This window comes from Mycobacterium venezuelense (assembly GCF_054919535.1).
The window spans coordinates 1-12,847 of record NZ_JBONDW010000025.1; the positions used below are offsets into that span (position 1 = coordinate 1).

The 12,847-nt window shown below is 65.2% G+C and carries 13 protein-coding genes; 8 read left to right on the forward strand and 5 right to left on the reverse strand.

Annotated elements, in window-relative coordinates:
* The first annotated feature begins 79 nt into the window (after positions 1-79).
* On the forward strand, positions 80-1,324 hold the full coding sequence (locus ACRCUN_RS29780; RefSeq protein WP_462145224.1) for a hypothetical protein: 1,245 nt from the start codon (positions 80-82) through the stop codon (positions 1,322-1,324).
* 719 nt (positions 1,325-2,043) lie between these two features.
* On the opposite strand, the gene ACRCUN_RS29785 is transcribed toward ACRCUN_RS29780, so the two are convergent.
* The 3 genes from ACRCUN_RS29785 to ACRCUN_RS29795 all read right to left on the reverse strand — a co-directional run bounded on the left by ACRCUN_RS29785 (position 2,044) and on the right by ACRCUN_RS29795 (position 4,964).
* On the reverse strand, positions 2,044-3,096 hold the full coding sequence (locus ACRCUN_RS29785) for a DNA polymerase domain-containing protein (protein ID WP_462145225.1): 1,053 nt from the start codon (positions 3,094-3,096) through the stop codon (positions 2,044-2,046).
* Entirely contained in the window at positions 3,096-4,151 is a 1,056-nt protein-coding gene (locus ACRCUN_RS29790) for an ATP-dependent DNA ligase (protein ID WP_462145226.1), read from the reverse strand. The genes ACRCUN_RS29785 and ACRCUN_RS29790 overlap by 1 nt, the downstream gene beginning before the upstream one ends.
* Positions 4,152-4,238: 87 nt before the next feature.
* Complete coding sequence (locus ACRCUN_RS29795) at positions 4,239-4,964, reverse strand: SGNH/GDSL hydrolase family protein (protein ID WP_462145227.1); 726 nt, start codon at positions 4,962-4,964, stop codon at positions 4,239-4,241.
* Between the two features lie 230 nt (positions 4,965-5,194).
* Here ACRCUN_RS29795 and ACRCUN_RS29800 point away from each other — a divergent pair, with 230 nt between their 5' ends.
* Complete coding sequence (locus ACRCUN_RS29800; protein ID WP_462145228.1) at positions 5,195-6,268, forward strand: ATP-dependent DNA ligase; 1,074 nt, start codon at positions 5,195-5,197, stop codon at positions 6,266-6,268.
* Here ACRCUN_RS29800 and ACRCUN_RS29805 read toward each other — a convergent pair.
* Positions 6,257-6,889 carry a TetR/AcrR family transcriptional regulator gene (locus tag ACRCUN_RS29805; protein WP_462145229.1) on the reverse strand — a complete coding sequence of 211 codons (633 nt, stop codon included), beginning with the start codon at positions 6,887-6,889 and terminating at the stop codon, positions 6,257-6,259. The two genes, ACRCUN_RS29800 and ACRCUN_RS29805, sit on opposite strands and share 12 nt — an antisense overlap.
* A 63-nt stretch (positions 6,890-6,952) precedes the next feature.
* Between ACRCUN_RS29805 and ACRCUN_RS29810 the strand changes: the two genes are divergently transcribed.
* Complete coding sequence (locus ACRCUN_RS29810; RefSeq protein ID WP_462145230.1) at positions 6,953-7,570, forward strand: glyoxalase; 618 nt, start codon at positions 6,953-6,955, stop codon at positions 7,568-7,570.
* Complete coding sequence (locus tag ACRCUN_RS29815) at positions 7,567-7,974, forward strand: DUF1801 domain-containing protein (protein ID WP_462145231.1); 408 nt, start codon at positions 7,567-7,569, stop codon at positions 7,972-7,974. Before ACRCUN_RS29810 ends, ACRCUN_RS29815 begins: the two co-directional genes overlap by 4 nt.
* A 9-nt stretch (positions 7,975-7,983) precedes the next feature.
* On the opposite strand, the gene ACRCUN_RS29820 is transcribed toward ACRCUN_RS29815, so the two are convergent.
* Entirely contained in the window at positions 7,984-9,222 is a 1,239-nt protein-coding gene (locus ACRCUN_RS29820) for a carboxylesterase family protein (RefSeq protein WP_462145232.1), read from the reverse strand.
* Positions 9,223-9,301: 79 nt separating this feature from the next.
* On the opposite strand from ACRCUN_RS29820, the gene ACRCUN_RS29825 reads away from it, so the two are divergent.
* From ACRCUN_RS29825 to gluQRS, 4 genes are read left to right on the forward strand one after another with little or no spacing between them, the layout of a single operon-like run.
* Positions 9,302-10,483 (forward strand): peptidase MATCAP family protein, encoded by a 1,182-nt coding sequence (locus tag ACRCUN_RS29825; protein ID WP_462145233.1) that lies wholly within the window; start codon positions 9,302-9,304, stop codon positions 10,481-10,483.
* On the forward strand, positions 10,480-11,472 hold the full coding sequence (locus ACRCUN_RS29830; RefSeq protein WP_462145234.1) for an ATP-grasp domain-containing protein: 993 nt from the start codon (positions 10,480-10,482) through the stop codon (positions 11,470-11,472). The genes ACRCUN_RS29825 and ACRCUN_RS29830 overlap by 4 nt, the downstream gene beginning before the upstream one ends.
* A gap of 48 nt (positions 11,473-11,520) precedes the next feature.
* Complete coding sequence (locus tag ACRCUN_RS29835) at positions 11,521-11,889, forward strand: hypothetical protein (RefSeq protein ID WP_462145235.1); 369 nt, start codon at positions 11,521-11,523, stop codon at positions 11,887-11,889.
* A gap of 13 nt (positions 11,890-11,902) precedes the next feature.
* Complete coding sequence (gluQRS, locus tag ACRCUN_RS29840) at positions 11,903-12,784, forward strand: tRNA glutamyl-Q(34) synthetase GluQRS (RefSeq protein ID WP_462145236.1); 882 nt, start codon at positions 11,903-11,905, stop codon at positions 12,782-12,784.
* Positions 12,785-12,847 lie beyond the last annotated feature (63 nt).

Consider the following 12,847-nt stretch of genomic DNA (forward strand, 5'->3'; position numbering starts at 1 on the left):
ACCCGCCGAAACCCGCGATGCCACCGGCACATTGGTGCCCAGCTCGTATGTGGTCAAACAACTCGCCCCCCAGCTGTATGTGCTGGCCGAGGTCATCGACCCCCAACCGCACACCACCTGGCCGGTCTATATCGACCCACCCCTGCACCTGGCCGGGCCCGGCGCGGTGCCGTTGGGCTTTTTCGATGCCGTCACCAACGCGGTCAGCTCGGTCGCCGACACCGTGACCTCGGCAGCGTCGACGGCGGTGTCAGCCACCGTCTCCGGCGCCAAAGCCGTGGGTGGATTCGTCAAGGAAAACCCACTCGAATCGGCACTGCTCGTGGGCGGTGTCGCATTGGCGGTCACCGGCGTCGGCGGACCCGCCGGTGCTGCCATGATCGCCTCGGCCACCGTCAACATCTCCAGTGCCGCCGTGGATATCGCCGCGGCCGCGATGCCCGACAACCAAGCCCTGGGCATCGCCTCCACGGTGCTCGGCGCCGCCTCCATGGTCACCCCACAAGGCGCAACCAAAAAAGTCGTCACAGAGGGCGCCGAACTCGCCGCCGAACAACTGGCCAAGCACGCCGACGACGTCATCGACGTCGCCAAGGCCACCCCCACCCCACCCGCGCAACTCGCTCAGGACGTAGCTGCCGCAGCCGCGGCGAAACCACCGGTGCCTGGTGTGAGCACTCCCAAAGCCCCGAACGCGCCCCCGGCAACGGCGAAACCGCCAGTGGCAACTGATAATGCGGCGGACGGGCCATGTGGATGCCTGGCCTCGGACGCTAAAGGCGGTGTCTACGAAGTTCATGCGACCGATGGGGTGGTCAAGACGGGACGCACCAACGACCTGAAACGCCGCGCCGGCGAACACAGACGCCGCAAAGATCTCCCTCCCCATGAGACGGTTCCAGTTCATCGCACCGACGATCATGCAGAGCAACGGGGCCTGGAGCAGGAGGTTCGCGAGCAGAACTTCGACACCGCTGATAAGTCCAACGGCGGATTCGACAAGATCAACGGAATCGACCCCCGTAACAAACGTGCAGCAGAATACACAGAAGCGGCCAGCGCCCACCACGAGCGATGGGGAACTCAATCCCCGGAGCGGACCTCCACACCGAAAGAGCGTCGCGCCGAAGACGTAGTCCAGGCACAAGCCGTCACCGACAAACAACGCGACACTGCCCGCGACAGCGCGCGGCAAGCCAACGAGTCCGGTAGCCAGCGTAGCGACGATTCGGGATCATCGAAGTCCGGGGATAAGTCTGACCGCAAGAGCGAGAAGAAGAAAAAGCAAAGTACCAACAAGAAACGGCGTAAAGGCCAAAAGTAGCCTGCCTCTCCCGAAAGGACCCCCGAGATGTCGCCATCACCAACGGAAGATTCGGTGCCCGAGGAGCATGCGGTCCTTCTCGAGTGGGAAGACGTCGAGCCACCGCTCGACTTCATTCTGGCCGTGGAAGATCGCCTTATGGAAGTCGTTGACTCCCGACCCGGGCTCGGCGAGGTTGATGGAAATGAAGTCGGCAGCGGCACCGCGATGATCTACCTCTACGGACCCGACTGCGAGAACCTATGGAGTGCTATCGAGCCCACAGTCCGAGGGCTCGAACCAACCCCCACAAGAGTGACAATCCGTCCCGGCGGCCCCGACACGCCAGGTCGCGATCTCACTCTCAGATGAGCCTTACCGCCCGGCCACGGCCTCGATTGTCTCGTTTCTGAAACGAGACAACGTCCGAACCGCCCCTCCTCGCCTTGTCGCCCCAAGTTGTGGTGCTCGGTTCTTGTCTCACACCGTTTGTCTCAGATCCTCGTTGTCGGTGGGCAATGCGACCTGCGAAGTAAGGTTCGAACGGCACGGCCAGGCGATCGGTGCGGGGTCGCGCGACCCGCCAGATCAACCGCCGGCTACGCCGTGCCCTCGAGCATCACGACTGTACTGTGTGGTGCCCGGCTGCGCTGCGACCCGTGGTTTGCATGCTCACCACACCGACCACACCCGCACCCGCAGTACCACCCTGCACCGGACCCACCGACAAACGGCGATGGTTAGTCCTGGCGCCGGTTGCCTTGCTCGTCCCAGTGCTCGGCGACCTTCTTGCTGGGCTGCACGCGCGGCGGTTCGCCGGGCATCTTGGGATAGCTTGGCGGGTAAGGCAAATCGCCGAGGCCGCGTTCTTCATCGGCGGCGACCATGTCGAGCAGTGGCTTGAGCGATTGCTTCTTCGAATCGATGTCGGCCCACGGATCCTCGCGTCCGGCAAGGAAATCCGGCACGGTCGCGATCGTATAGTCGTCCGGGTCGGCGTCGCGTAATTCGTCCCAGCTCAACGGTGTCGACACCGTGGCAATCGGAGTCTTGCGGGCCGAGTACGCCGAGGCGAAGGTGCGGTCGCGCGCGTTCTGGTTGTAGTCGATGAACAACCGCTCGCCGCGTTCCTCCTTCCACCAGGATGTGGTCACCGCGTCGGGGGCCCGACGCTCGACCTCGCGGGCGAGTGCGATCCCGGCCCGGCGCACTTCGATGAAGTCCCAGTCCGGCTTGATCCGCAGGAACACGTGCACACCGCGGCCACCCGAGGTCTTCGGGTAACCGATCAAGTCGAGTTCGTCGAGCAGCGGTTTGAGCACGTCGCACGCGATCGTGCGGGCTTCCTTGAAACCTGTCCCGGGTTGCGGGTCGAGGTCAATGCGCAACTCGTCGGGATGCTCGGTGTCGAGGCAACGCACCTGCCAAGGGTGCAGCGTGACCGTGCCCATCTGGGCGGCCCAGATGATCGACGCCGGATGCGTGACCTTCAGCGCGTCGGCCGTGCGGCCGGACGGGAAGGTGACGACGCAGGTCTCCAGATAGTCGGGATGCTTTTGCGGCACCCGCTTCTGGTAGATCTCCTCCCCCTCGATGCCGTCTGGGAACCGCTGCAGGTGCGTGGGCCGGTCTTTCAGCAGCGCGAGCATCGGGCCGGGGGCGACGCTGAGGTAGTACTCGACCAGCTTGCCCTTCGTACCGGCCTTGCCCAGCTTCGGGAAGTACACCTTGTCCGGGCTGGTCAGCCGGACCTTCACCCCTTCGACATCGAGTTCCGTTGCGGTCGTTGCCATCAGCGTTTCTCCAGAACGTCGTAGAGGTCGTAGTTCAGCGGGGTGTCCAGCTGGTCGAACGTGCAGCTCGACGGTTCCCGGTCGGGCCGCCACCGCAAGAACTTCACCGCATGCCGGAACCGTTGCCCGTGTGCGGTGTTTCCCTCCATCTGGTCATAGGCAACCTCACAGACCTTCTCGGGCCGTACCGGGATCCAGCGCTTGTCGGCTGCCGAGTTCCACCGGCTCGGATCGCCCTCGCGCATTTCGTCGCCGTCGCGCAGCGGTTCCAGATCGGCCAGCAGCTTGAGCCGGTCCTTGGCGGTGAATGATGCTGCCCCGCCGACCATCTGCAGTTCACCGTCGTCGCGGTAGAGGCCGAGCAGGATAGACCCGATGCCTTCACCGCTCTTGTGGATGCGGTATCCGATCGCCACGCAGTCCGCGTCGCGGTGGTGTTTGACCTTGACCATCTCGCGTTTACCGGGCAGATACGGGCCGTCGAGTCTCTTGGCGATCACGCCGTCGAGCCCGGCACCCTCAAAGGTCTTGAGCCACTGCGTGCCCACTTCCGGATCCTCGGTGGTGCGCGTGACGTGGCACCACTGCTTGTTCTTGACGGCGCCCACCAGCGCGTCGCGGCGGGCCCGGAACGGCTCGCCCATCAGCGAGCGATCTCCGGTGGCCAGCGCGTCGAATCCGATGAAGTGCGCGGGCGTCTGCTCGGAGAGCATCTTGATCCGGCTGCCGGCGGGATGGACGCGTTGCGACAGAGATTCCCAGTCGAGCCGGATGCGGCCGCCGATCTCGCGGGGCACCACGACCTCGCCGTCGAGCACACAGCGGTCGACGAGCTCGTCGCGCAGCGCGTCGAGCATCTCCGGGAAATACCGGCCGAGTTCTTTTCCGTTGCGCGATTGCAGCACCACGTCGTCGCCGTCGCGGAACACCAGTGCGCGAAAGCCGTCCCATTTGGGCTCGTAGGACCACACCCCTGCCTCGTCGGGCACCTTCACCTGCGCCTTGGCGAGCATCGGGTCGATCGGGGGCTGCACTGGCAAGTCCACGGTTTCCATACTCACGTAGACCAGCAAGCCGGGGCAATATCATCGAAGTTGGCGAAGACGGGAGTTCTCGCCCCGGTTGGCATGCCTAGTTTCGCCTCACGGGGCAGATGGGGATGCTTGTTGCAGTTGGCCCTTGATAACCGGGGCGAGCTTATCGGCGAGGATGACTTGACCAGCGTCGGTGGGGTGGATGCCGTCAGGCTGGATCAATGCGGGATCACCGACCAGCCATCCCTCGGCAAGGGGGTCAATGAATGTGGCTCCGGCGGCGGCGGCTTGGTCGCGCACGACATTTCGCACTGCTTCGATTTCGGGAGGCGCTGGGGCAGTTGGCCACGCCGGGCCGATAACGAGCAATCGGGCGTCCGGTGCGATCTGTTTGGCCTCGGCAAAACTTGATCGGACCGCTTCACCGAGCGTGTCGGCGGGCACGCCGCGATCGTTGCGCGAGCCGAAAAACACGACCATTGTGTCATCGGGGCGTACGGTGGTCGCCACTCGTTGGGCAAAGGTCGTGCCGCCGTTGCTGCCCGGTGTGACATAGCCCGAGCCGCCTTCGCCCTTGACGTCGGCTTCGACGTCGATGTCATCTTCGCTGAGGCGGTCCCACACGATCTGCGGCCACGGCTGCGCGCCAGCACCTGAGGTGTACGAGTCACCGATGACCGCGATCCGTTTCGTAGCGGCCAACGACGGTGCAGCGACTGCCGAGGACTGCCCTCCGGGCGGGGTGAGCGTGACGTGTGTCGGCTCGGGCATGGTTGGTGCTTGGCGGCAGCCTGTCAAAGCAACAAGCAACAAGCAACAAGCAACAAGCAACAAGAGTCCCCCTCATGGCTGCAGCCTAAACCGCCGTCAGGCTCGCCGCCATCCACCGGCCGACCCTACGCCCCTGACTCGAAACTACCTGCTAATAGCGCCTTTTCGCTGGAGCCACCGTAACCGACCTAAGGCGCAGAAAGTGCGGTGCTCCTGCACCCGATTTCGATTCGCCAGTCCACCTCGGTTGGTGGGACATCGGCAATGTCATCGCCGCACGCAACAATGGCTCCATGGACCTGCCCGTCATGCCACCGGTCTCACCGATGCTGTCGAAACCGGTGAAGAAGATCCCCGAGGGCATGTCGTATGAGCCGAAGTGGGACGGGTTCCGCACGATCTGTTTTCGCGACGGCGACGACGTGGAGTTCGGCAGCCGCAATGAACGCCCGATGACGCGGTACTTCCCGGAACTGGTGGCGGCGGCCAAGGCCGAACTGCCGAGCCGGTGTGTGATCGACGGGGAAATCGTCATCGCGACGGGCGACGGCCTGGATTTCGAGGCGCTGCAACTGCGTCTGCACCCCGCCGCCAGCCGGGTCACCATGCTCGCCGGGCAGACCCCGGCGGCGTTCATCGCGTTCGACCTGCTCGCGCTGGGCGATGACGACTACACGACACGCCCGTTCGCCGAGCGCCGGGCCGCACTCGGCGAGGCGCTCGCGCAGGCGGGCCCGAAGATCCACGTCACTCCCGCGACGACCGATCTGCCGACCGCAAAGCGTTGGTTCGACGAATTCGAAGGTGCCGGCCTGGACGGGGTGATCGCCAAACCGCTTGACCTCGTCTATCAGCCGGACAAGCGGGTCATGTTCAAGATCAAGCACGAACGGACAGCCGATTGCGTGGTTGCCGGGTATCGCGTGCACAAATCGGCTGACGATGCGATCGGCTCGCTGTTGCTGGGGCTCTACACCGACGACGGCGAGCTGGCTTCAGTCGGCGTGATCGGTGCGTTCCCCATGGCCAGGCGGCGCCAGCTGTTCGACGAGCTGCAACCGCTCGTCACGAACTTCGATGGCCACCCGTGGAACTGGGCCGCACAGGTGGCGGCCGATCCGGACCTCGCGCGCAGGTATGGCGGCGGGTCACGCTGGAACGCCGGCAAGGATCTGTCGTTTGTACCGCTGCGTCCCGAGCGGGTGGTCGAGGTGCGTTACGACCACATGGAGGGCCGTCGTTTCCGCCACACCGCCCAGTTCAACCGCTGGCGTCCCGACCGCGATACCCGGTCATGCACCTACGAACAGCTCGAGCAGCCCGTCTCCTTCAGCCTCGACGACATCGTTCCGGGCCTAGCCGGTTGAGCGCAGAAGGGCATCGCCAAGGGCCTGGGTGACCCAACGCTCGTAATCCCGGGTGGTCCATTCCCGGTCGACGACGAGTAGGCGGTACACCTCGGGCGACATGAGGGTGTAGACGATGTCGACGGCATCGCGCTCCCCGAGGCCGCGTCGTAATGAGCCCGACCGGGCCAACGAGCGCACGATCTGCCCTTGGCCTTCCCGCCGTTGGCCGTTCAGATCGTCGAGGAGCGCTGCGGCGTCGGGATCCGAATTCGCCGCACCGACGAGGATTCGGTAGATCGGCGCGGTCCTGGAGTTCACGTCGGAGGCGACCGCGACCCAGCCGGCGAGCTGGTTCTTGGGATCTGGGTCGTCGACGAGCACTCGTATCTTCGACCGTCCCGGCAATGACACCGGCTCGTCGTCACCGGCGATCGACACGTCGAGGATCTCCTTGAGGATTCCGCGTTTGGACGAGAACAGCCGGTACACGGTGGCCGGCGGCACGTCCGCCCGGGTGCAGATGGCCTCGACCGTCGTGGCGCCATAGCCGCGCTCGAGGAACAGAGCGCGGGCTGCCGCGATGACGGCGGCGCGTGCCAAGCGGGTCCTGGCCTGGCCCGGCCTGTTCGAAGATGCCACAAGATGAGACTACTACTCTCAAATTGAGAGTGTTACTCTCAAAGCTAGTGAAGCGTTCCAGCGATGAAAGGAACCGACGTGACCCACATCGAGTACGTCACCATCGAAACGCCCGATCCTGCCGCGACCGACGCCTTTCACAAGGCCGCGTTCGGCCGCGACCTGCCGGTGCGCGCCCGCCAGTCGGATGCGCCGACGAGCGGATTCCGTGGGTTCACGCTGTCGCTTGTGGTGCCGCAGCCGTCGACCGTCGACGCATTCGTCGGTGCGGCCCTACAGGCGGGCGCGACGGAGGTGAAGCCGGCCAAGAAGTCCTTCTGGGGTTACGGCGGTGTCATAGCGAGCCCCGACGGCACGATCTGGACGGTCGCGGCGTCGTCGAAGAAGAACCGCGGGCCGCAGAACCATCAGATCGACGAGTTCGTCCTGCAGTTAGGTGTCGACGACGTACGCGCGAGCAAGCAGTTCTACGTCGACCAAGGGCTCGAAGTGGCGAAGAGCTACGGCAGCAAGTACGTCCAGTTCTCCAGCGCACCAGTCACTTTGGCGCTCTACGGTCGGCGTAGTCTGGCCAAGACCGCCGGAGTTCCTTCCGACGGCACCGGTTCGCACCGCCTCGCCGTCAACGGGCCGGCCGGGTCTTTTACGGATCCCGACGGCTTCATGTGGGAGACAACATGAACGAGCCGAAGCTGCTGTCGGGCGGCAACCCGCAGATACCGAAGGGCGAGGGCAACGGCCCCGTACGCGACTACATCGCCGCGATGCCCGACTGGAAACGAGACGTCGGCAAGCACCTCGACAAACTCATCGTCGGCGCGGTTCCCGGTGTGCACAAGGCCGTCAAATGGAACCAGCCGTTCTACGGCCACAAGGACGACGGCTGGTTCCTGTCGTTCCGCTGCTATACGAATTACGTACAGGTGCAATTCCTCAAAGGGACCTCGCTTGATCCCATGCCGCCGAAGGCGTCAAAACATCCCGAGGTGCGTTACCTCGACATCCGCGAGGATGACGAGCTCGATGACAAGCAGCTGCGGTCGTGGATCGTGCAGGCCAGCAAGATGCCCGGCGAAAAGATGTGAGACAACAGCCTAGCCGAATCGCAGTGACGCACTGGGTAGCGACTCCACCCCGTGGTGCGCGAATTGCGTCCAGCGCGTGCGCATTTCGAACGCGAGTTGTTGATCGATCTTCCGGTCGGGGCCCAGCATCGGGGCATCCGACCACGCCTGGGGTGACTCGAACAAGAACGGCAACTCCATGCAGTGGCAGGCGCCGATCGGGGCTTGGTCGGGAGTCCAGTCGAAGCGATAGGTAGCCGCCCGGCCACCGTGCTCGGTCCATGCCTCGACGAACCGCCGCGTCGGATCGGCGAACGCGTATTTCGTCAGCGCCTCGGCGCTGGCCTCCGGAGCCAATGCCACGAATGGGGCACCGTCGTCCTTCGTCCATCCGGCCAGCAATTCGATTCGCCTGGCGGCGTAGGCGATTCGGCTGTCGACCTCGTCCGCGGGCGGCAGCGGGTCGCGGCCCAGCCGCGGCGCGAATGCCAGCCCGCCGAGGAATCCGAACGGCTGCGCCGCCAGCACCGCGGCGGCTTCCGCCGCCAGAAGCTGCTCGACGGCGGCCTGCACCGGATCGCTGTCGGCCAATGCCGCGGTCAGGGCCGATTGCATCGCCATCGCCATGTCGTCGCGGCCGTTGTCCATCTCCAGGGGGCCGCTCTGCACGATCGCCCGGTGGAACAGGTCGGGCTCGCACAGCATCAGCGACATGACCGAGTGAGCGCCGGCGGACTGTCCGAATGCGGTGACGTTGCCGGGGTCGCCACCGAATGCGGCGATGTTGTCTCGCACCCAGCGCAACGCGAGGATCTGGTCGCGCAGGCCGAGGTTGTCTTCGCCGACAGGGCCCAGGTAGCCGAAGATGCCCAACCGGTACGTCACGTTGACGACCACCACATTGCCGTCACGCACGAGCAGCGCCGGGTCGTACTTCTGCGACTCGCCACTCCCCGACACATAGGCACCGCCGTGAAACCACACCATGACCGGCAGGTCGTGCGCATCGGCAGGCGCGGTGACGCTGAGCACGAGACAGTCCTCGCTCGTCGTCAAGCCGTCCAGCACCGATCCCGTCACCCCGGCCAGCCGGGACGGCCGTTGGGGGCACGCCGGCCCAGGCTGCGTCGCGTCGCGGACGCCTGGCCAGGTGGCCGGCTCGCCGACACCGAACCGCGTGGCCGTGCCGTACGGAACGCCTCGCGCACGCTCGAGCCCGTCTCGTGCGTCGAGCCGGATGGTGCCGCCGCTGATCTGCCGCTCTGTCACTTCACGAACGTTAGCCGGTCGACGAGGAGGGGTGCCGCACCCTGGATTGACCACACCGTCAATTGGGTATCGATACTCAATGGGTCAAGCTTCGCCCTTAGCGCAGGACGCCTTGGACGTCGACGCACGTCTGACGGAGATCGAGCGCGAGCTCAACCTTCTGCTCAACGTCACTCCGGTCAACGGCGCCGACGCGTGGCGGGATTTCGAACGGTCCGGTTTCGAGTCGGTGCCGACCCTGCAGTCGAGGGCACTCGAGTTCGACGCGGATCTGCTCAGGCGCGGCCTCTACGACATCGAGATCGAGCGGGTCGAGAGCCAGCCGCTCAACTCACTGTTCCGGGCCAAACGCGACGAGATCGCCCGGCAGATCACCATGCTCGAGGATCGCGGGACGACCCGGTTCAGATACGGTGCGCTGCAACTCTACGGCGAACCCGGTGAATCGCTGTGCGCGACAGCCCGTTCACTGCTCGATGCGATCGATCCGCAGCCGATCACCTCACCCAGCGTCACCGCGACAGCCTTCGCCGAGGCGGCCCGAACCGAACTCGAGTCCTATCGATCGGCCTATCCAGAGTTTCCCGTCGTAGTCGAGATCCGCGACGACGCAGCCGATTTGATGGTGTCGTTCGGCCGGCTCTACATTCCGGCCACCGCCGCGTTCCGCAAAGACCGGGTGGAGCCCCTCATCCAGCACGAGGTAGGAACCCATGTGCTGACCTATCGCAACGGTGAAGCACAACCGTTGCAGCTCTTGGCCGTTGGACTACCGGCTTACGAGGAGACGCAGGAGGGCCTGGCGCTCCTGGCCGAGTACGTCGTCGGCGGGCTGGACCCGCGCCGCATGCGTGTCCTCGCCGCGAGGGTCGTCGCCGCGTCGATGATGTTGGCCCATACGGATTTCGTCGCGATCTTCAAGCACCTCACCGACCATCACGGCTTCGCACCACGCACCGCGTGGTCGGTGACGAGCCGCGCGACCTACGGCGGTGGTTCCACCAAAGACATCATCTATCTGCGGGGCATCGAGCGAGTACTCCGATACTTCGCCGAGGGACGCAGCATCGACCCGCTGCTGGCAGGCAAGTTGTCGCTCGACCATGCGCCGCTCGTGGACGAGCTGATCCAGCAGGGCGTGCTCAAACCTCCGTGGGCGCGTCCACACTGGCTGTGCGCCCCCGGCTCTGAGGAGCGGTTCGAACGCGTGCGCGCCGGAATGACCGCCGCCGACCTGATAGAGACGGACGTGATCGCATGAGGTTGGCGTTCCTGGTAAACCGGGTGGAGACCGAGGTCGACGAGTACACGACCACCCGGCTCGCGAAATGCGCAGCCCTGATGGGCCATGAGGTCTGGTACGTCGGCCTGGACGATGTACGGATCGGCGAACCCGACGGCGAGATACGGGCACACGCACGCCCTGGCGTCGCCCGCGACGGTGACACGCTCACGGCATTCGTCGACCGAGTAAAAGAGAGCTCGCCCGACTGCATCCGGCTGGACGAACTCGACGCGGCGTTCCTGCGCAACGATTCGATCGAGGATCTGCAGGAGCGACCGTGGGCCAGCAGCTTGGGGTCGATGTTCGGGCAGCTGCTGATGGCGCGGGGCGTGACAGTCGTCAACGACCCCACGGTGCTCATGCGGGCGGCCGCCAAGCTCTACCTCGACGAGTTCCCGGCCGAGGTGCGGCCCCGGTCCCTGCTCACCCGAAACAGCGACGACATCCGGAAGTTCATCGCCGCGGAGGGACGATGCGTCATCAAACCGCTGTACGGTGCGAAGGGCCGCAACGTGTTCCTGGTCGAGGGCGCCGACGAGCCCAACCTCAACCAGATGATGGAGTCGGTACGGGAAGACGGCTACATCTACGCACAGGGATACATCGACGGCGCCGAGGACGGCGACATGCGGATCTTCCTGCTCGACGGCGAGCTCATCGAGGCCGACGGCCATGTGTCGGCGTTCCGGCGTGTCCCGAAGGGCAATGATCCCAGGGCCAACATCTGCAAGGGCGGGCGGATGCGCTCCGAAGACGTCAGCGGCAAGCAGCGGGCGGTTGTGGAGATGATGCGCGACAAGCTCGTACACGACGGAATGTTCTTCGTGGGCATCGATCTGATCGGCGACAAGGTCGTCGAGATCAACGCCGAGAGCCCGGGCGGCCTGCAGGCCATCGAGCGCCTCTACGACGTCGACATCTGTCCGGTGGTGATCGACGCGCTGGAGCGCCGGAGTGGTGCGTGACGGCTCTAGGCAGGTTTATCGGCCGAATGGTTCGGGCACGCCTTTTGTATGTCCGTTACCGCATTTCAGGACCTGCCGCTCGCTGATCGCGACCGTGAGTGGGACGGCGACGCCGCCGACAAGCGTGTCCGTAAGTGGGCAGATGCGCAGGACGAACCCAACGAGAAGTACCGCGACGCACACGTCTGGTATGACAAAGACAACAAAGACAACTTCACCGCCTACAAGCTGCTCATCGCCGATGTGGTGAACGGCAAGCTGAAAGTGGTGCCACGCGGCGTGATGGCCGCGGGCGGCATCATGGACGGCGCCCGCGGCGGCATCGACCTGCCGAAAGACGACATCGAGCGCGTCAAGAGCCACCTCGCGAAGTACTACGAGAAGATGGGCGAGACGGCGCCCTGGGAACGCGATTAGCTAGATTGCGGGCGTGGACCTCTCCCCCGCCGGACGGTTCGCGCCGAGTCCATCGGCCGATCTGCACATCGGCAACCTGCGCACCGCGGTGCTGGCGTGGCTGTTCGCGCGCTCGACCGGGCGCCGGTTCCTGCTGCGCGTCGAGGACCTCGATGACCGCACCTTCACCGACATCGGCGCGCGCCAGGTGGACGATCTCGCGGCGATCGGCGTCACGTGGGATGAGCCCGTCGAATGGCAGACGACCCACCGCGCCCGCTACGACACGGTCATCGACCGGCTGACCGCCGACGGCATGTTGTACGAATGCTATTGCAGCAGAAAGGACATCGCGCAAGCGCCGCGGGCGCCGCATGCGCCGCAGGGCGCGTATCCGGGTACGTGCCGCGATCTGTCCGAAACCGAACGCGCACAACGCCGCGACGAGACCGGCCGTCCGCCCGCCTTGAGGCTGCGGACCGACACGTTCGTCTACACGGTCACCGATCTGGTCCACGGCTCGTACATGGGCATCGTGGACGACTTCGTGGTGCGCCGCGGCGATGGCATACCGGCCTACAACCTCGCTGTCGTGGTCGATGACGCGGCGAGTGGAATCGACCAGGTGGTGCGGGGCGATGACCTGTTGAGCTCGTCACCGCGTCAGGCCTATCTGGCCCGCCTGCTGGATTATCCGGAGCTGACATATGCGCACGTCCCGCTGGTGCTCAACGAGGACGGCGCGCGACTCGCCAAACGCGACGGTGCGATCACGCTCGCCGAGATCGGGGTCGAGCGCGCCTTCGCGCAGATCACCGAGTCATTGGGCTGGCCTGCGACGACCATGGACGAGTTGTTGGCGCAGTTCGATCCGGCGCGGCTGCCGCGCCAGCCGTGGATCTACCGGCCCGACTGAGCAGAACCCTTCACCTACGGGCGCGAGCTTGTTAGCGTCCGGCGATGCGCTTCCTACGAAGAT

Bases quoted from the DNA above. Each gene is read 5' to 3' on its own strand.
- ACRCUN_RS29785 (WP_462145225.1), bottom strand. From the start codon at position 3,096: ATGGCAACGACCGCAACGGAACTCGATGTCGAAGGGGTGAAGGTCCGG.
- ACRCUN_RS29790 (WP_462145226.1), bottom strand. From the start codon at position 4,151: ATGGAAACCGTGGACTTGCCAGTGCAGCCCCCGATCGACCCGATGCTC.
- ACRCUN_RS29800 (WP_462145228.1), top strand. From the start codon at position 5,195: ATGGACCTGCCCGTCATGCCACCGGTCTCACCGATGCTGTCGAAACCG.
- ACRCUN_RS29810 (WP_462145230.1), top strand. From the start codon at position 6,953: ATGAAAGGAACCGACGTGACCCACATCGAGTACGTCACCATCGAAACG.
- ACRCUN_RS29815 (WP_462145231.1), top strand. From the start codon at position 7,567: ATGAACGAGCCGAAGCTGCTGTCGGGCGGCAACCCGCAGATACCGAAG.
- ACRCUN_RS29825 (WP_462145233.1), top strand. From the start codon at position 9,302: ATGGGTCAAGCTTCGCCCTTAGCGCAGGACGCCTTGGACGTCGACGCA.
- ACRCUN_RS29830 (WP_462145234.1), top strand. From the start codon at position 10,480: ATGAGGTTGGCGTTCCTGGTAAACCGGGTGGAGACCGAGGTCGACGAG.
- ACRCUN_RS29835 (WP_462145235.1), top strand. From the start codon at position 11,521: ATGTCCGTTACCGCATTTCAGGACCTGCCGCTCGCTGATCGCGACCGT.